Source organism: Aquihabitans sp. G128, assembly GCF_019048865.1.
GTDB lineage: Bacteria > Actinomycetota > Acidimicrobiia > Acidimicrobiales > Iamiaceae > Aquihabitans.
Genome location: NZ_CP077604.1, coordinates 1,004,452 through 1,022,767, shown reverse-complemented (window position 1 = coordinate 1,022,767; position 18,316 = coordinate 1,004,452). Strand labels below are relative to the sequence as shown.

Sequence of the window (18,316 nt, the reverse complement as noted above, 5' to 3'; positions counted from 1 at the left end):
GGGTGCCCTGTCGGGCGACGGCCCCGGACCTCTGGTCCGGGGCCGTCGCGCGCCCCGGCCGCCTGGCCGTCGGGGCTCACGCCTCGCGCTCGGCCCGGTCGGTGAGGGCGGCCTCGAGCAGGTCGACCACCGCTTCGGTGGGCGGCGCGGGACGGGCCTCGATGGACTCGGCGGTGCAGAACGCCTCGGTCCCGTCCTGGCGGCCCTGCAGCGTGATGACGAGCGACGTGGCGGGCTCGCCCACGAAGCGGCACAGCACCTCGAGGATGGGCACCGACCGGTCGAGGTAGGTGATCTCGCCGATGTCGTGGGCGACGTCGATGAGCCAGCGGAAGGCCTCGTCGGCCGGCGCGGCGAAGGCGATGGTGTCGGCGTCGAGGCGGGCGAAGCGGGGGACCGGGCCCTCCGGCGCCACCCAGCGCGACGACCAGCGGGGACGCTCGACCGGCGGCGCGACCGGCTCGGGGTCGGCCACGTGCGACCGGGCCCGGGCCTGGGCCCGGGCGGTGGCCGCCGCCGCAGGGTCGGGCCGGGCGGTGGGCGCGTCGGCCTTGCGGGCCTCGAGGAAGGCGTAGGCCTCGATGATGCGCACCGACTCGTCGGTGCCGGAGCTGCCGGCGTGGTCCGGGTGGTGGGCGCGGATGCGCTCGAGGTAGGCCTGGCGGACCTCGCCCCACGGCGCCCCCAGCTCGACGCCGAGCACGCGGGACGCCTCCACCCGGTTCACCGGGCCATCCGACGCTGGCGGCTCACGGGGCCAGGAACGAGGCGAGGGCGGCGGCCAGGCGGGGCGGGTCCTCGGCCCCGCAGAGCTCGCGAGCCGAGTGCATGGACAGCTGGGCCACCCCGACGTCGACCGTGGCGATCCCGAGGCGGGCGGCGGTGAGCGGACCGATGGTGGATCCGCAGGGCACGTCGTTGCGGCCCACGAAGACCTGGTGGGGGACATCGGCGCGCTCGCAGGCGTCGACCATGGCCGCCGCGGTGACGCCGTCGGTGGCGTAGCGCTGGTTGGCGTTGACCTTGATGACGGGCCCGCCGTCGATGGCCACGTGGTGGCCCGGCTCGTGGCGCTCGGCGTAGTTGGGGTGGGTGGCGTGGGCCATGTCGGCCGAGGCGCACAGCGAGCCGGCGAGGGCGCGGATCAGGTCGTCGCGGTCACCGGACCGGCTGAGCACCGAGCGCTCCAGGACCTGGGCGAGCAGGGCGCCGTCGGCGCCCGTCGACGACGTGGACCCGACCTCCTCGTGGTCGAACAGGCAGACCACCTGGACCGCCGCCCGATCGGCGCCCTCGTCGAACCCGTCGGCGGAGCTGGCCTGGACCAGCGCTTCGATGCCGGCCCAGCACGAGCACAGGTTGTCGAGCCGGGCCGACGCCACCAGCTCCTCGTGGAGCCCGAGGCGGGCGGGTCGGGTGAGGTCGTGGACCATGAGGTCCCAGCCGGTGATGTCGGCGGCGTCGACGCCGTCGGGCAGCTCGTCGACCAGGAAGTCGACGAAGTCGCCCTCCCGCACCGGCCCGACGCCCCAGACCGGGGTGAGGTGCTGCTGGGGGTTGAGCTTGAGCCCGCCGCCGTTGACGTCGCGGTCGAGGTGGATGGCCAGCTGCGGGATCCGCAGGAGCGGTCGGTCCACCCGGACCAGCAGCGGGTCGGGCCGGCCGCTGACGGCCACCCGCCCCGAGAGCCCGAGGTCCCGGTCGAGCCACGAGTTCCAGAGGGCACCGCCGTAGACCTCGACGGCCACCTGCCGCCAGCCCGCCGCCCCCGTGTCGGGCCGGGGCTTCACCCGGAGGTTGGGCGAATCGGTGTGGGCGCCGACGATGCGGAAGGGGGCCCATGCCGGTGCGTAGGCGGGCACGGCCCACGCCACGAGGGCGCCGCCGCGCACCACGAAGCCTCGATCGGTGGGGTCGTCCCACGGTCCGGCCAGGTCGAGCTCGGTGAAGCCGGCGGCCACCAGGCGCCGCGAGGCCTCCTCGACCGCGTGGTACGGCGACGGCGCGGCGGAGACGAAGGCGAGCAGGTCGTCGACGGGGTGCACGAGGGCGAGGCTACGGCGCTCCGGAGCGCCCCGGTGGAGCTCCTCCCGGCGTCGGCTCGGTCTCGGGGACCTGTCGGGCACCTGTCCGCCCGGGGCCCGAACCGGTTCGTGGCAGATCGGGTTCCTCGGGTACGATCGTCCGACCTGCGATACGGGCCAACGGCGTCCCCAATCCCAGTTCCCCCGTCCCACCCGTTGGAGGAACCGACGCCGATGACCACCTCGCCGCCGCCTGCCCAAGGTCTCTACGACCCCGCGTTCGAGCACGACGCCTGCGGCGTCGCGTTCGTCGTCGACATGCACGGGCGCCAGAGCCACGAGCTGGTCGAGCAGGGCATCACCGCCCTCGTCCACCTCGACCACCGGGGCGCCTCGGGCGCCGAGACCAACACGGGCGACGGCGCCGGCATCCTCACCCAGATCCCCGACGCGTTCTACCGCGCCGTGCTCGACGTCGAGCTGCCCGAGGCCGGCCGGTACGCCACCGGCATCGCGTTCATCCGGGGCGACGATGCCGCCGTGGCGGGCACGGTGGAGGCCATCGAGAAGATCGTCGCCGCCGAGGGCCTCGAGGTGCTGGCGTGGCGGGACGTGCCCACCGTGGCCGACTCGCTGGGCTCCGGCGCGCTGGGCGCCATGCCCACCTTCAAGCAGCTCTTCCTGGCCGGGCCCGGCGCCTCGTTCGAGGGCCTGGACCTGGAGCGCCGGGCCTACGTGGCCCGCAAGCGCATCGAGCACGAGATCGCCGAAGGCGACGAGACCGTCTACTTCCCGAGCCTCTCGTGCCGCACGATCGTCTACAAGGGGATGCTCACCACCCCGCAGCTGCGGGACTTCTACCCCGACCTGGCCGACGAGCGCTTCGAGAGCGCCCTCGCCCTGGTGCACTCGCGGTTCTCCACCAACACGTTCCCGTCGTGGCCGCTGGCCCACCCGTACCGCTACCTGGCCCACAACGGCGAGATCAACACGGTCAAGGGCAACCGCAACTGGATGCGGGCCCGTGAGGCCCTGCTCGCCAGCGACCTGTTCCCCGGCGACATCGAGCGGATGTTCCCGATCTGCACGCCCGACGCGTCGGACACCGCCAGCTTCGACGAGGTCCTCGAGCTGCTGCACCTCGGCGGGCGGCCCATCCACCACGCCGTGCTGATGATGATCCCCGAGGCGTGGGAGAACCACGACCTCATGGACCCCGCCAAGCGGGCGTTCTACAAGTTCCACTCGTCGCTCATGGAGCCGTGGGACGGCCCGGCCAACGTGTGCTTCACCGACGGCACGGTCGTCGGCGCGGTGCTCGACCGCAACGGCCTGCGCCCCGGGCGCTACTGGGTGACCACCGACGGGCTCGTGGTCCTCGGCTCCGAGGCCGGCCTCCTCGACATCCCGGCCGAGCAGGTGGTCCAGAAGGGCCGCCTCCAGCCCGGGAAGATGTTCCTGGTCGACACCGCCCAGGGCTGCATCGTCTCCGACGACGAGGTCAAGGGCGCCCTCGCCGCCGAGCACCCCTACCAGGAGTGGCTCGACGCCGGGATCATCGAGCTCGACGACCTGCCGGATCGCCCGCACGTGCGCTACCCGCACGGCGACGTCGTCCGCCGCCAGCTCACCTTCGGCTACACCATCGAGGACCAGAAGATCCTCATCGCCCCCATGGCCCGCACCGGCGGCGAGGCCCTCGGCTCCATGGGCACCGACACGCCGATCGCCGTGCTCTCCGAGCGGCCGCGGCTGCTGTTCGACTACTTCGCCCAGCTCTTCGCCCAGGTCACCAACCCGCCGCTGGACGCCATCCGCGAGGAGCTCGTCACCAGCCTCGGCGGCACCATCGGCCCGGAGCAGAACCTGCTCGAGCCCACCGCCCGCTCCTGCCGCCAGATCCAGCTGCCGTTCCCGATCCTCGACAACGACCAGCTGGCCAAGCTGATCCACGTCGGCGAGGCGCTCGACGACTTCGGCGCCGTGGTCGTGAAGGGCCTCTACCCCGTGGCCGGCGGCGGCGAGGCGCTGCGCCAGGCGCTCGACGACGTGCGTCGCCAGACCAGCGAGGCCATCGCCTCGGGCGCCAACATCGTGGTGCTCAGCGACCGCGACTCCACCCGCGAGCTGGCGCCCATCCCGTCGCTCCTGCTCACCTCGGCGGTGCACCACCACCTGGTGCGGGAGAAGACCCGGGCCAACGTCGGCCTGGTGGTCGAGGCCGGTGACGCCCGCGAGGTGCACCACATGGCGCTGCTCATCGGGTACGGCGCGGCGGCCATCAACCCCTACCTGGCCTTCGAGACGGTCGAGGACATGATCGCCCGGGGCGCCCTGGCCGACGTCGCCCTCGACGACGCGGTGGGCAAGTACATCAAGGCCGCCGGCAAGGGCGTGCTCAAGGTCATGTCCAAGATGGGCATCTCCACCGTGGCCAGCTACACCGGCGCCCAGGTGTTCGAGGCCGTGGGCCTCGGCGCCGAGCTGGTGGACGAGTACTTCACCGGCACCACCTCCAAGCTCGGCGGCATCGGCCTGGAGCAGGTGGCCGCCGAGGTGGCCGCCCGCCACGCCAAGGCCTACCCCGATCGCCCCACCGAGCGGGCCCACCGCGAGCTCGAGGTCGGCGGCGAGTACCAGTGGCGCCGCGAGGGCGAGTACCACCTCTTCAACCCGGAGACGGTGTTCAAGCTCCAGCACGCCACCCGCACGGGTCGCTACGAGGTCTTCAAGGAGTACACCAAGCTGGTCGACGACCAGAGCGCCCGCCTGGCCACCCTCCGCGGGCTGTTCGACCTCACCCCGGGCGACCGCCAGCCGGTCCCGATCGACGAGGTCGAGCCGGTCAGCGAGATCGTGAAGCGCTTCTCCACCGGCGCCATGAGCTACGGCTCGATCTCCGCCGAGGCCCACACCAACCTGGCCATCGCCATGAACCGGCTGGGCGCGAAGTCCAACACCGGTGAGGGCGGCGAGGACGCCGACCGCCTGTACGACCCGGAGCGCCGCAGCTCCATCAAGCAGGTGGCCTCGGGCCGCTTCGGGGTCACCAGCGAGTACCTCACCAACGCCGACGACATCCAGATCAAGATGGCCCAGGGGGCCAAGCCCGGCGAGGGCGGCCAGCTGCCGGGCCACAAGGTGTACCCGTGGGTGGCCAAGACCCGGTTCTCCACGCCCGGCGTGGGCCTGATCAGCCCGCCGCCGCACCACGACATCTACTCGATCGAGGACCTGGCCCAGCTGATCCACGACCTCAAGAACGCCAACCCGGCCGCCCGCATCCACGTGAAGCTGGTGGCCGAGGTCGGGGTGGGGACCGTGGCCGCCGGGGTGTCCAAGGCCCACGCCGACGTCGTGCTCATCTCGGGCCACGACGGCGGCACGGGCGCCAGCCCGCTCACCTCGCTCAAGCACGCCGGCGGCCCCTGGGAGCTCGGCCTGGCCGAGACCCAGCAGACCCTGCTGCTCAACGGCCTCCGCGACCGCATCGTCGTGCAGGCCGACGGCCAGCTCAAGACCGGCCGCGACGTCGTCGTGGCCGCCCTGCTGGGCGCCGAGGAGTTCGGCTTCGCCACCGCCCCCCTGGTCGTCTCGGGCTGCATCATGATGCGCGTCTGCCACCTGGACACGTGCCCGGTGGGGATCGCCACCCAGAACCCCGAGCTGCGCGAGCGCTTCGCCGGCAAGCCGGAGTTCGTCGAGCACTTCTTCGAGTTCATCGCCGAGGAGGTCCGCGAGTACCTCGCCGAGCTGGGCTTCCGGTCCATCCAGGAGGCCATCGGCCACGCCGAGGCCATCGACACCCGCAAGGCCGTCGACCACTGGAAGGCCGCCGGCCTCGACCTCACGCCCATCCTCCACGTGCCCGAGCGGCCCTTCGGCGACGAGCTCTACAACACCAAGGGCCAGGAGCACGGCCTGGAGCGGGCGCTCGACCAGCAGCTGATCTCGGCGGCCCGCCAGGCCATCGACACCAGCACGCCGATCCAGCTCGAGTTCCCGGTCCGCAACGTGAACCGCACGGTGGGCACCATGCTCGGCCACGAGGTCACCAAGCGCCACGGCGGGCTCGGCCTGCCCGACGACACCATCGAGGTCACCTTCCGGGGCGCTGCCGGCCAGAGCTTCGGCGCCTTCGTGCCCAAGGGCGTCACCCTGCGCCTGTACGGCGAGGCCAACGACTACGCCGGCAAGGGCCTGTCGGGCGGCCGCATCGTGGTCCGCCCGCCGGAGGCGCCGCACGTCGACTTCGCCGCCGAGGACAACATCATCGCCGGCAACGTGCTGCTCTACGGCGCCACCGGCGGCGAGGCGTTCTTCCGGGGCAAGGTGGGCGAGCGGTTCTGCGTCCGCAACTCCGGTGCCACCGCGGTGGTCGAGGGCGTGGGCGACCACGCCTGCGAGTACATGACCGGCGGGCGGGCCGTCATCCTCGGCCCCACCGGCCGCAACTTCGGCGCCGGCATGTCGGGTGGCATCGCCTACGTGTGGGACCCCGAGGGGGTCTTCGAAGGCCTGGTCAACAAGGAGATGGTCGACCTCGACCCGCTCGACGACCTCGACACCTCGTGGCTCGTGACCGCCATCTTCCGCCACCAGAACGAGACCGGGTCCGACGTCGCCAGCCGGATCCTCTCGGACTGGCAGTACTCGGTGCGCCAGTTCGTGAAGGTCATGCCGCGGGACTACAAGCGGGTGCTGGGCGCCATCCGCGACGCCGAAGAAGCCGGCGTCGACATCGACGAGGCCATCATGGCCGCCGCCAAGAGCTGAGAGAGGAAGACGTGGGAGACATCCAGGGGTTCCTCAAGCACGGGCGCGAGCTGCCGGCGCGGCGGCCGGTCCCGGTCCGCCTCAAGGACTGGAAGGAGGTCTACGAGCCCTTCGCCGAGGGGCGGCTCGAGACCCAGGCCAGCCGCTGCATGGACTGCGGCATCCCGTTCTGCAACAACGGCTGCCCGCTGGGCAACCTCATCCCGGACTGGAACGACCTCGTGTTCCGGGACCGCTGGCAGGAGGCCATCGAGCGGCTCCACGCCACCAACAACTTCCCGGAGTTCACCGGCCGGCTGTGCCCCGCGCCCTGCGAGGCCGCCTGCGTGCTGGGCATCAACCAGGACCCGGTCACCATCAAGCAGGTCGAGGTCTCGATCATCGACCGCGCCTGGGACGAGGGCTGGGTGAAGCCGGTCATGGCCGAGCGCAAGACGGGCAAGCGGGTCGCCGTCGTCGGCTCCGGCCCGGCCGGGCTGGCCGCCGCCCAGCAGCTCACCCGCGCCGGCCACGACGTCGTGGTCTTCGAGCGGGCCGACCGCATCGGTGGCCTGCTGCGCTACGGCATCCCCGAGTTCAAGATGGAGAAGCGCCAGCTCGACCGGCGCCTCGAGCAGATGCAGGCCGAGGGCACCGAGCTGCGCACCGGCGTGAACGTCGGGGTCGACGTCACCGGCGACCAGCTCAAGGCCGACTACGACGCCGTGGTGCTCGCCGGTGGGGCCACCGCGGCGCGAGACCTGCCCATCCCCGGGCGCGAGCTCGGCGGGATCCACCAGGCCATGGAGTACCTGCCGTTCGCCAACCGGGTGCAGGAGGGCGACCTCACCCACTCGCCGATCGACGTGCACGGCAAGAAGGTGGTGATCATCGGCGGCGGCGACACCGGAGCCGACTGCCTGGGCACCGCCCACCGGCAGGGCGCCTCGGAGATCCGCCAGTTCGAGATCATGCCCAAGCCTCCGGAGCACCGCCCCGACACCACCCCGTGGCCCACCTGGCCGCTGGTCTACCGCACGGCCTCGGCCCACGAAGAGGGCGGCGAGCGGGTGTTCTCGGTCAACACCGAGCGCTTCATCGACGACGGCCAGGGGCGCGTCCGCGCCCTGGCGGTCCACGAGGTCGAGATGGTCGACGGCCGCTTCGAGAAGGTCGAGGGCTCCGAGTCCGAGATCGAGGCCGACTACGTCTTCCTGGCCATGGGCTTCACCGGTCCCGAGTCGGCGTGGATCACCGAGCAGTTCGGCGTCGAGCTCGACGGGCGGTCCAACGTGGCCCGCAACCGCGAGTGGAGCACCAACGTCCCGGGCGTCTACGTGGCGGGCGACATGGGCCGGGGGCAGAGCCTCATCGTGTGGGCGATCGCCGAGGGCCGCTCCTGCGCCGCCGCGGTCGACCGTGACCTCATGGGCCACACCCTGCTCCCGGCTCCGCTGGAGCCCACCGCCGCACCGCTGCGCTAGCGCGGCGGCTGCGGGCCTCGCCGACCGACAACGGCGTCGGTCGGTGAGCCTGCGCGCCCCCCGGTCAGGGAGCGAAGCCGCCGAAGGCCACCGTCACGGCCCAGTGGGCCAGGAGCAGGGCGACGAGCGCCGGGGCCAGCCACGGGCTGGCGAGCCACCGGACCGGCGGCCGGCCCGAGGTCGCGGCCAGCTGGGCGCCGGCCGCCACGGCGAGCAGCGCGAGGAGGGTGACCCCGGGGAGGTCGCGACCGACGGCACCCACGAGGTCGCCTCGGCCGAGGGCGAGGCTGAGCCGGGTGAGCCCGCAGGCCGGGCAGGCGAGGCCGGCGTGGGCACGCAGCAGGCACGGACCAGGGTGGAGGCCCAGGGCCCGGCCGGCCAGCAGCACCGTGCCGGCGCCGGCGACGCCCACCGCCACCCACCCCGGGACCGACCCGCGCGCCGCGACGGGCGGCACGCGCTCGACCTCCGCGCCGCGGAGCTCCAGCCGGGACGGCGGCAGGGCGACGGCCATCAGCTGGCGAAGATCAGCACGCCCACGGCGATGCCGCCGAGCAAGGCCAGCCCCGAGCAGATGACCCCGGCGAGGGCCAGCCCGTTGGCTCCGGGATCGGCCTCACCCTTGGCGATGCGGCTTCGGGCCACCAACCCCAGCGGGAGGCCGATGACGGCCAGGGGGATGCCCAGGATCCAGCACCAGAAGAACAGGATGGCCATGATGCCGAGGACGAGCGAGGCGGTGGCCAGGCCCTGCACGGACGGCTTCCCGCTGCCGTAGCCGGCGGGGTAGGCGCCGTAGGCCTGGTAGCCCGGCACCCCGCCGAATCCGGGTCCGGCCGTGGGGCCGCCGTAGCTCGGGGCGGCCGGCCAGCCCGGAGCGGGCGCCCCCGGGGCGGGCGGTCCGTAAGCGGTGGGCGGCGTGCCGGCACCGGGCGGCGGGTACGAGCCGGGCAGCGGGTACGAGCCGGGCAGCGGGGGAGGGCTGGCCGCGGCGCCCGGATCGGCCGCAGCGGGCGCCGAGCCCCAGTCGCTCGGGCCCGACGAGGAGACGTCGGTCCCCCACGGCGTGGTGCCGGCCGGTGCGCCCCAGTCGGGGGTGGCCGGCGTCGTGGCCTCCGGCTCGGGGCCGGGCACCTCGGTGGGCGGGTACCACTTGAGGTCCGAGGCCTGCCACCAGCCGGGGCCTTGGGAGAAGTCGCTCATCGGTGGTCGCTCCCACATCTCGGGCGTTCGGGTTCGACGCAACGTAGCCGGTGGGCTCCCGGGCGCCCGCCGGCGCCCGGGCGCCGAGGCCCCGGGGATCGCCCGGGGCCTCGTGGCGGGGACCGGCGCGGGGCCGGCCCTCAGGGTTCGATCAGGGCTTGATCGCGTCGCCGAAGGACTGCTTCGGCTGGCCGGTGATGACCACCGTCTTCATGATCTTGTCGGCGATGGTCTGCTTCTTGGCGTCCCACAGCGGGAACAGGTAGCCGATGCCGCAGATGATGCCGTCGATGATGTGGCAGAGCCAGCGGATGATGCCGGCGCCGCCGCCGATCGGCTGGCCGGTGGCCTCGCCGACCACCCGGGTGCCGACGATCTTCTTGCCCACGCTCTGGCCGGTGGTGCCGTTCAGGTAGGCGTTGTAGATGCCGAACGCCAGGCCGAGCAGGCTGATGAGCGAGCCGAGCGCCACGCTGCCCTGCTGGACGATGGCGCCGATGATGCCGATGGCCACGAAGTCGATGGCGCCGGAGGCGGCCCGCTGCGGCCACTCGGCCAGCTGGCCGGGACCCCCGGGAGGGCCCGCCGGGGCGCCGTAGGCGGGGGCACCGAACCCGGGAGGGCCGGCCGGGGCGCCGTAGGACGGGCCGGGGGGGCCCACCGAAGCCGGCCGGGGGACCGGCGGGGGGGCGGGCTGGTGGGGGCGGCGGGCGGCGCCGACTCCGGCGGGTACCACTTGCCGTCAGATGCCTGCCACCAGCCGGGGCCTTGCGAAACGTCGCTCATGAGGTCGTTGTCCTTCTCTTTCCCGCACTCGATAGGGGGGTCCGGCGGAGCGTAGCCGTCGGCGCGTGGGCCGAACGGCCCAACTCCTCGGGCGCCGATCGGCGGCGCGCTCAAGGTGGCGGCCGATCGGCCGATCTGTCCCAGGTACCGAGGCTTGCCTCGCTCCCCGACCTTCCACGTGCGAGGACGCCCGTGTTCGACGACCTGAAGATCCGCAACAAGCTCATCCTGCTGGTGGCGGGTCCCATCGTCATCATCGTGCTGCTGGCCGCGCTCGGCGCGCGTCGCGGCAGGACTCGGCGGACGAGGGGCGGCGGGTCGCCAGCCTGGTCGCGGTGGCCCGGGCCAACGGCAACGTGGTCGATGCCCTGCAGAAGGAAGCCCTCTACAGCACGGCGTTCGTGGGTGCCGGGCGAGATGCCTGGACCGACGAGGTGGCGGCCAGCCGCAAGGCGACCGACGCCGCCCTCGGCGAGTCCCTGCCGCAGCTCCAGTCCGAGGCGGGCGGTTCGTCGGCCGGCTTCCGCTCGGCCGCGACGCTGGCCGTCGACGGCGCCGACAAGCTCCGCTACATCCGCTCGGCGGTCGACCAGGGGTACTCCTGGGACCAGGTGGCCACCACCTACCAGTCGCTCGAGACCACGTTCCTCGAGGTCAACGACACCGTCGCCGAGTCCCTCACCGACCCGCAGGTGGCCAGCCAGCTGCGCACGGGGGCCGCCCTGGCCGCCTACAAGGCGGCCATCGCGCAGCAGGGCGCCCTCCTGGTGGGCGCCGGCGAGGCCGGGAGCTTCGGCGACGCAGAGGCCTTCGGCCTGCTCCGGACGGCCATCGCCACCGAGAGCAGCCAGAGCGACATCTTCACCTCGATCGCCGACACCTCGCGCAAGGGCCAGGTCCGCGACGCCCTCACGAGCGACAGCCGCAACCAGCTGGTGGCGGCGCGCGACCAGGCCGTGACCGGCGGCGCCGAGGCGCAGGTGGACAACGACCCCAAGGCCCTCACGGCCGCCACCAGCACCGTGCTGGGCGACGTCCACGGGGTGGAGACCACCCTGGCCGACACCCTGATCGCCGAGAGCCAGGCCACCCAGGCCGACGCCGAGAAGGCCGTCAACCTCTTCCTGATCGGTGCCGCCGTCGCCGTGCTGGTGGCCGCCGCCGGCGCCGTGCTCCTCGGCCGGCGCATCACCCGCCCGCTGAACAAGCTCACCGACGCCGCCGACCGGCTGGCCACCGAGCAGATGCCTCGCCTCGTCGACTCGCTGCGGAACCCGTCCGACGACGAGCTGGGCATCAACCTCGGGGCCCTCGAGACCATCGAGGTGGGCTCCAACGACGAGATCGGCCGGCTGGCCCGCTCGTTCAACGACGTGCAGCGGGTGGCCGGCGAGGTGGCCTCCGAGCAGGCGGCCCTGCTCCGCAAGGGCATCGGCGAGATGTTCGTGAACCTGGCCCGGCGCAACCAGGCCCTGCTCGACCGCCAGATCGACTTCATCGACGAGCTCGAAGCGCGGCGAGGAAGACGCCGACCAGCTCGAGAACCTCTACAAGCTCGACCACCTCGCCACCCGCATGCGGCGCAACGCCGAGTCGCTCCTGGTGCTGGCCGGTGCCGAGCCGCCCCGGCGCCGGGGCCGGCCGGCTCCGCTGGCCAACGTCGTGCGGGCCGCCCTCGCCGAGGTCGAAGACTTCGGTCGCATCGAGCTGCTGAGCTTCGACGAGATCCTCGTGGCCTCGAACGCCGCCGCCGACCTCGCCCACCTGCTCTCCGAGCTGATGGAGAACGCCACCAACTTCTCGCCGCCGGAGACCCGGGTGGAGGTCGTGGGCCACCGCACCAAGGCCGACGGCTACGTGATCTCGGTGACCGACCACGGCATCGGCATGTCGAGCGAGCAGATCCTCGACGCCAACGAGTCCCTGGCCAAGCCGCCGCTCGTCGGCCTGGCCCTGTCCCGGTCGCTCGGCTTCATCGTGGTCGGACGCCTGTCCGGGCGCCACGGCATCGCCGTGCGGATGATGCCGTCGCCGTCGGGCGGCGTGACCGCCGTCGTCTCGATCCCGCCGTCGCTCGTCACCGACGCCCTCGCCGCCGGCGCCGGGCCCGTCGGCCCCTCGCTGGTCGAGGTGCCCGGTCGGCTCAAGCCGGTGCTGGAGCCGACGCTCAGCGCGCCACAGACGGGCGACCTCGCCCCCCTCGCCTTCACGCCGTACGGCGCCGAGAGCGCCGGGCCGAGCCCGGCCACCTTCGCCGAGGCCGTGCCCTCGGGCCCGGCCTTCGACGCCGGCCTGGACGCCCTGGTGGGCGAGAGCGCCGCCCCGCCCGTCGTGGCCCTCTCGGGCCCGTCCAGCAGCGAGGCAGGCGCCCAGCACGCCAACGGCCTCCCGACCCGCCGGCTCACGGCCTCGCCGCCGCCGCCTCGCGAGCCCATCGGTGTCGCCGGCGGCCCGATGGCCTTCACGCCGCCGCCCGCAGCCCCGGCCGCACCGGCGCCCGAGAGCCCGGCGCCTGCCTTCGACGATCGCCCGACGCCGCTGTTCGCCCGCAACGTCGAGCCGTCCACCGCGACGCCCGAGCCCCCGTCGACCGGCCCGGTCGACCCGGAGCCCGCCTCCCACGCGGCGCCGACCGCGCCCGAGGCCCTCCCGGAGCCCATCGCCTTCGGTGCCACCGCCGCCTCGGGCGTCCAGGCGCCCGCCAGCGCCCGCCTCGACGGGCCCCCGCCCGCCCTGCCCCCGCTGCCCAGCCGGGCGCCCAGCGCCCGGCCCGGCGCGGGCGAGAGCGAGGCCCCCCGCGGCGGCCAGCAAGCCGTTCTTCCTCGACGACGCCGCCCCGCCGCGGCTCTTCGGCCGCAACGACGAGCCGGCCCCGGCCGGCACCGACGGCGCCCCACCCCGCCTGTTCGGCAGCAGCGCCCCGCCCGCCGGGCTCAGCCGCTCCGGCGCCGAGGCCCCGCCCCTGGCCCGCCGCGCCGCCCCGTCGACCCCTGCCGCACCGGACGCCCCGTCGTCGACCGACGCCGGCAGCGGACCAGCGCCCGACGCCGGTACCGCTCTGCCCACGCGGACGGGAGCGGGCCTGGCCCGCCGCACCCCGCGCCAGGCGCCCGGCGGCGCCGCCCGGGCCATCCCGGGAGCAGACGCCGAACGAGGCGTGAGCGCCACCCGGCGCTCGCCCGACGAGGTCCGCAACCTCCTGTCGCGCTACCGCGACGGGCAACAGCGAGCACGCACCGAGGAGCCGGTCACCGCCGGCGCTTCCGACGAGAGGGATACCCATGAGTGATCTGAGCGCTGCCGCTCGCAACGTGAACTGGCTGGTCGAGAACTTCGTCGACCGCGTTCCCGGGGTGAGCGAGTCGGTCGTGGTCTCCGCCGACGGCCTCCCCATGGCCGTGTCCCGCGGCCTCGACCCCGACGCCGCCGACCGGTTCGCCGCCGTGGCGTCGGGCCTCATCGGCCTGGCCTACGGCGCCGCCGGCCGCTTCGGCGGCGGCGCGGTGACCCAGATCGTCATCGAGATGGAGCGGGCGTTCCTCTTCGTCACGGGCATCAGCGACGGCTCCTGCCTCGCCGTGGTGGCCGACGGGCAGTGCGACGTCGGCCTCGTGGCCTACGAGATGACCGTCCTGGTCGAGCGCGCCGGCCAGGTCCTCACGCCCGAGCTGCGGGCCGAGCTCCAGGGCGCCCTGCCCCGATGAGCTCGTTCGGCGACGCCGGCGACGGCCTCCGGGTCCGTCCCTATGCGATCACGGGTGGGCGCACGCGCGCCCGCACCGAGCTGCAGATCGAGGCGATCGTCTACCGCACGCCCATGGGGGAGCAGAGCAGCGCCCTGCCCCTCGAGCGGGGCCAGATCCTGTCCCTGCTCGCCACCCCGTTGTCCACGGCCGAGATCTCGGCCCGGCTCCGCCTCCCTCTGGGGGTCACCAGGGTCATCCTGGGCGACCTCATCGACGAGGGCTACGTGGCCGTCAACTCCCGGTCGGCCACCGGCCGCCCCGACCTCCGACTCCTCGAAAGGGTCCTCGATGGCCTCCAAGCCCTCTGACATGGTGACGACCGAGGTCGTCGATCCGTCGTCCGGCCCGGCGCCGATGCCGGTGAAGATCGTGGTCGCCGGCGGCTTCGCCGTCGGGAAGACGACCTTCGTGGGCTCGATCTCCGAGATCGAGCCGCTCACCACCGAGGCCGCCATGACCCGCGTGAGCGAGGGCATCGACGACGCCTCGAAGGTGGCCACCAAGACCACCACCACCGTGGCCATGGACTTCGGGCGCATCACGCTCGGCACCGACCTGATCCTCTACCTGTTCGGCACCCCCGGCCAGGACCGGTTCTGGTTCATGTGGGACGACCTCGTGCGGGGGGCGATCGGCGCGGTCGTGCTGATCGACACCCGCCGCCTCGAGGAGTGCTTCCCGGCGGTCGACTACTTCGAGGAGCACAAGATCCCCTTCGTGGTCGGCATGAACTGCTTCGACGGCGCCAGCGCCCACTCGCCCGACGACGTGCGCGAAGCCCTCGCCGTGTCGCCCGACACCCCCGTGGTCATGCTCGACGCCCGTGAGCGCGAGTCGACCAAGGCCACCCTGCTCGAGCTCGTCCAGCACGCCCTGCTCCGCGCCACCTCCTGACCGGCGCACCACCGGCCGCTCGGTAGGGTCGGCGGCCTGTCGGTCGAGCGCGGAGGTGCGTGATGGGTGTTCGGGTGGGGTTCCTCGGGGCGGGGCTCATCGCCAACTTCCACGCCTTGGGCCTCTTCGAGTCCGGCGAGGACGTCGCCTTCGCCGGCGTGCACGATCCCGACCACGCCCGCGCCGAGGAGTTCGCCGCCGGGTGGGGCGCCACCGCCGAGCCCAGCGAAGCGGCCGTGTTCGACGGCTGCGACGCCGTCTACGTGTGCACCTGGACTTCCGAGCACGAACGCCTCGTGGCCGAGGCCTGCCGCCGGGGCCTGCCCGTGTTCTGCGAGAAGCCCCTGGCCTTCGACGGCGATCGGGCCGAAGCGATGGCCGCAGCGGTCGAGGCCGCCGGCGTGATCAACCAGGTCGGCCTCGTGCTGCGCAGCTCGCCGGCGTTCGGCTACCTCCGCCACCTGGTGGCCGACCCGGCGGCGGGGCGGGTGATGTCGGTCGTGTTCCGCGACGACCAGTACATCCCGGTGCAGGGCATGTACGCCTCGGTCTGGCGGGGCGACAAGGAGCGGGCCGGGGCCGGCACCCTGCTCGAGCACTCCATCCACGACGTCGACATCCTCGAGCACGCCATCGGCCCGGTCGCGTCGGTCTCGGCGCGGTCCGCCAACTTCCACGGCCTCGACGGCATCGAGGACTCGGTGGCCACCGTGTTCGACCTGGAGGGCGGCGGCGTCGGCGTGCACACGACCATCTGGCACGACGTCATGGAGCGGCCCAGCCTGCGCCGGGTCGAGGTCTTCTGCGAGCGGCGCCACCTGGTGCTCGAAGGTGACTGGGACGGGCCCCTCTCGTGGACGACCACCGGCGAGGAGGCGGGCGAACAGGTGCTGGCGGGCGACGCGCTGCGGGAGGCGTGCCGGGCCGCAGGGGTCACCACGGTGAACCCCGATGCGGCGTTCGTCCAGGCCGTGGCGGCCGGGCGGGCCGCGACGCCGTCGTTCCGCGACGCCGTGCGGCCCCACCGGCTGGTCGACGCGATCTACCGCTCGGCGGCCGGGGGAGGGTCACCCGTCCGGCCCTGACCGGCCACGACGACCGCAGCCGCTGGCCGAGCCGCCCGAGTTCTGGAAGTATCTCGGTTCCCGGGGTGCGTCAGACCCTCCTCACCGCACGGTGTCGCCCATGCCCTTTCCCCCGCTCACCATCACCGCTGCGGCCGGCCCCGGCACGGAGCTGCTCGCCCTGAGCGGGGAGATCGACCTCGCCACCTCGCACCTGCTGGTGGACGCCATCGACGCCGCCATCGCCGCCGGTGCCGCCACCGTGGTGCTCGACTTCGCCGAGGTCACCTTCGTGAACTCCACCGGGCTGGGCGCCATGGTGGCCGCCACGAAGCGCCTGCGCCTCGCCGGCGGGGACCTGGTGCTGCGGCACTTCCGGGGGATCCCCGCCTCGGCGCTGGCCACCACCGGCCTCGACCGGTTCTTCACCATCGACAGCTGAGCCCACGGCCCCGCCGACCGGAGCTAGGCGAGCTGCTGCTCGGGGTCCTGCGGCGGCCGGTACTCGCGCAGGCGGGGGAGTGCGGGGCTGCCCTGGCGGGCCGGGCGGACCGGCTCCGACACGTCGATGACGTCGTCGCGCGTGGGGCCCGGCGCAGCGGCCGCCGGAGCCCGGGGCGGCGCGGCGTCGGGCTCCGCTGCGCCCGGTCGGGAGCGCGGCAGCTCGAAGGGGCCGTCGAGCTCGTGGTGCTCGTTGGGCTCGCCCGACGCCCGACCCCAGAGGGCGGGGATCTCGAGGTCGGCGGGGCCCGTCGGCACCGAGCCGATCTCGTAGGGATCGTTCTGGCGACGGCGCAGCAGCGCCTCGAGGTCGTCGGCGCTCAAGGGCCGGGAGAGGGCGTAGCCCTGGGCGAGGCGGCACCCAAGCCGGCGCAGCCACGCCAGCTGCTCGGGTCGCTCGACGCCCTCGGCGACCGTGGTCATGCCCAGCGCGTCGGCCATCCCCACCACGTGCTCGACGATCGCCCGATCCTCGGGGCTCGAGTCGATGCCGTCGATGAAGCTCTTGTCGATCTTGAGCATGTCGAGGCTGAAGCGGCGCACGTAGGACAGCGACGAGTACCCGGTCCCGAAGTCGTCGAGGGCCAGCTTCACCCCGAGGGCCTTGGTCTGGCGCAGCACCGCCCACGCCGAGCTCACGTCGTGCATGAGGGCGCCCTCGGTGATCTCGAGGTGGATCTGGCCGTGGCCGACGCCGGCGGCGGAGAGGGCGTTGGCCACCACGTCGCCGAAGCCCACCTGGGAGATCTGGCGGGCCGAGACGTTCACGGTGATGGTGATGGGCGGGTGGTCGCCGAGGACCTGGCGGATGCGGGTGGCCTCACGGCACGCCTCTTCGAGCACCCAGGTGCCGACCGGCACGATCAGGCCCGTCTCCTCGAGGATCGGGATGAACTCACCGGGCGACATCGTGCCCCGGGACTGGGAGATCCAGCGCAGCAGCGCCTCGGCGCCGACGATCTGGCCGGTCGCCAGGTCCACGACCGGTTGGTAGTGGAGGTGGAAGTCCCCCGCCTCGAGGGCGGCGCGGATGGTCTCCTCGGCCGTCGCCGGCGTGAGGCGCCCGGTCATGGAGCGGTCGAAGGTGACGACCTGGCCGGGCCCGCTGGCCTTGGCCTGGTACATCGCCACGTCGGCGTCGCGCAGCACGTCCTCCGGCTTGACGCCCCGGTGCTCGGCCAAGGCCACGCCGACGCTGGCCGAGATCCGGAGCGACTCGTCGCCGACGGTGAAGGGCTGCTCGATGACCCGGATGGCCTCCTGGGCGACCTTCTCGGCGGCGGCCGACCCGTTGAGGCACGGGAGCAGCAGCACGAACTCGTCGCCGCCGAAGCGGATCAGGCGATCCTCGGGGCGGGTGACCTTCTTGAGCCGGTCGGCCACGGCGCGCATCAGGCGGTCGCCGACCTCGTGGCCGTGGGTGTCGTTGACGTACTTGAAGCGATCGAGGTCCACGAACAGCACGGCCGCCTGGGAGTTCTCGCGCTGCGAGCGAGCGATGTCGTCGACCAGCCAGTCGACGAGCAGGCGCCGGTTGGGCAGGCCGGTCAGGGCGTCGTGCAGCGACAGGTGGACCAGCTCGCGGCGCACCGCGGTGACCTCGCGGTAGCGGCGACGAGCGTAGATGAGGGTGGCCACGGGCAGGAGCACCACCAGGGCGACGATGCCGTCGTAGGTGCCGTGGCGCGCCGCCGGGACGTGGCGGGACAGCGCATCGACCGCCCGGTAGTGGACCGCGACCACGGCCAGCACGAGGCAGGAGAGGGTGAGGACCACGATCTCGACCACGCCGTGGTCGGCGGTCGGTCGTCGGCTCCGGGTGGCGGTCCTGCTGCGCACGTCGATGTCCCCCACCTCCC

The 18,316-nt window shown here is 73.5% G+C and carries 14 protein-coding genes and 1 pseudogene; 9 read left to right on the top strand and 6 right to left on the bottom strand.

Annotation, left to right across the window (positions count from 1 at the left end; all coding sequences use genetic code 11):
- Positions 1 to 76 precede the first annotated feature (76 nt).
- The gene (locus KSP35_RS04760) at positions 77 to 727 is read right to left on the bottom strand and encodes a J domain-containing protein (RefSeq protein ID WP_216999389.1); all 651 of its coding nucleotides are present in this window, start codon (positions 725 to 727) and stop codon (positions 77 to 79) included.
- Positions 728 to 749: 22 nt separating this feature from the next.
- Positions 750 to 2,045 carry a M18 family aminopeptidase gene (locus KSP35_RS04755; protein ID WP_216999387.1) on the bottom strand — a complete coding sequence of 432 codons (1,296 nt, stop codon included), beginning with the start codon at positions 2,043 to 2,045 and terminating at the stop codon, positions 750 to 752.
- Between the two features lie 213 nt (positions 2,046 to 2,258).
- On the opposite strand from KSP35_RS04755, the gene gltB reads away from it, so the two are divergent.
- Positions 2,259 to 6,800 carry a glutamate synthase large subunit gene (gltB, locus tag KSP35_RS04750; RefSeq protein ID WP_216999385.1) on the top strand — a complete coding sequence of 1,514 codons (4,542 nt, stop codon included), beginning with the start codon at positions 2,259 to 2,261 and terminating at the stop codon, positions 6,798 to 6,800.
- Positions 6,801 to 6,811: 11 nt separating this feature from the next.
- Positions 6,812 to 8,263 carry a glutamate synthase subunit beta gene (locus tag KSP35_RS04745; protein WP_216999383.1) on the top strand — a complete coding sequence of 484 codons (1,452 nt, stop codon included), beginning with the start codon at positions 6,812 to 6,814 and terminating at the stop codon, positions 8,261 to 8,263.
- A 64-nt stretch (positions 8,264 to 8,327) separates the two neighbouring features.
- On the opposite strand, the gene KSP35_RS04740 is transcribed toward KSP35_RS04745, so the two are convergent.
- The 3 genes from KSP35_RS04740 to KSP35_RS04730 form a co-directional block, all read right to left on the bottom strand.
- Positions 8,328 to 8,777, bottom strand: a complete 450-nt coding sequence (locus tag KSP35_RS04740) for a DUF2752 domain-containing protein (RefSeq protein WP_216999381.1) — start codon at positions 8,775 to 8,777, stop codon at positions 8,328 to 8,330.
- A complete protein-coding gene (locus KSP35_RS04735) occupies positions 8,777 to 9,466 on the bottom strand; it encodes a DUF4190 domain-containing protein (RefSeq protein WP_216999379.1) in 690 nt (229 codons plus the stop codon). The genes KSP35_RS04740 and KSP35_RS04735 overlap by 1 nt, the downstream gene beginning before the upstream one ends.
- A 151-nt stretch (positions 9,467 to 9,617) precedes the next feature.
- Positions 9,618 to 10,127, bottom strand: coding sequence for an RDD family protein (locus KSP35_RS04730; protein ID WP_216999377.1), 510 nt, complete (start codon positions 10,125 to 10,127; stop codon positions 9,618 to 9,620).
- Positions 10,128 to 10,317: 190 nt separating this feature from the next.
- On the opposite strand from KSP35_RS04730, the pseudogene KSP35_RS25600 reads away from it, so the two are divergent.
- The 7 genes and pseudogenes from KSP35_RS25600 to KSP35_RS04695 all read left to right on the top strand — a co-directional run.
- Positions 10,318 to 11,568, top strand: a pseudogene (locus KSP35_RS25600) (nitrate- and nitrite sensing domain-containing protein); the annotation flags it as partial.
- A 259-nt stretch (positions 11,569 to 11,827) separates the two neighbouring features.
- The gene (locus KSP35_RS04720; protein WP_216999375.1) at positions 11,828 to 13,537 is read left to right on the top strand and encodes a sensor histidine kinase KdpD; all 1,710 of its coding nucleotides are present in this window, start codon (positions 11,828 to 11,830) and stop codon (positions 13,535 to 13,537) included.
- Positions 13,534 to 13,956 (top strand): roadblock/LC7 domain-containing protein, encoded by a 423-nt coding sequence (locus KSP35_RS04715; RefSeq protein ID WP_216999373.1) that lies wholly within the window; start codon positions 13,534 to 13,536, stop codon positions 13,954 to 13,956. Before KSP35_RS04720 ends, KSP35_RS04715 begins: the two co-directional genes overlap by 4 nt.
- Entirely contained in the window at positions 13,953 to 14,306 is a 354-nt protein-coding gene (locus KSP35_RS04710; RefSeq protein WP_216999371.1) for a DUF742 domain-containing protein, read from the top strand. The genes KSP35_RS04715 and KSP35_RS04710 overlap by 4 nt, the downstream gene beginning before the upstream one ends.
- Position 14,307: 1 nt before the next feature.
- Positions 14,308 to 14,892, top strand: coding sequence for an ATP/GTP-binding protein (locus tag KSP35_RS04705; protein ID WP_217002121.1), 585 nt, complete (start codon positions 14,308 to 14,310; stop codon positions 14,890 to 14,892).
- A gap of 74 nt (positions 14,893 to 14,966) precedes the next feature.
- Positions 14,967 to 15,977 (top strand): Gfo/Idh/MocA family protein, encoded by a 1,011-nt coding sequence (locus tag KSP35_RS04700; protein WP_216999369.1) that lies wholly within the window; start codon positions 14,967 to 14,969, stop codon positions 15,975 to 15,977.
- Positions 15,978 to 16,077: 100 nt separating this feature from the next.
- Positions 16,078 to 16,398 (top strand): STAS domain-containing protein, encoded by a 321-nt coding sequence (locus KSP35_RS04695; RefSeq protein ID WP_216999367.1) that lies wholly within the window; start codon positions 16,078 to 16,080, stop codon positions 16,396 to 16,398.
- Between the two features lie 23 nt (positions 16,399 to 16,421).
- Here the strand turns inward: KSP35_RS04695 and KSP35_RS04690 are convergent, their stop codons facing one another.
- Positions 16,422 to 18,311, bottom strand: a complete 1,890-nt coding sequence (locus KSP35_RS04690; RefSeq protein WP_216999365.1) for a bifunctional diguanylate cyclase/phosphodiesterase — start codon at positions 18,309 to 18,311, stop codon at positions 16,422 to 16,424.
- Positions 18,312 to 18,316 lie beyond the last annotated feature (5 nt).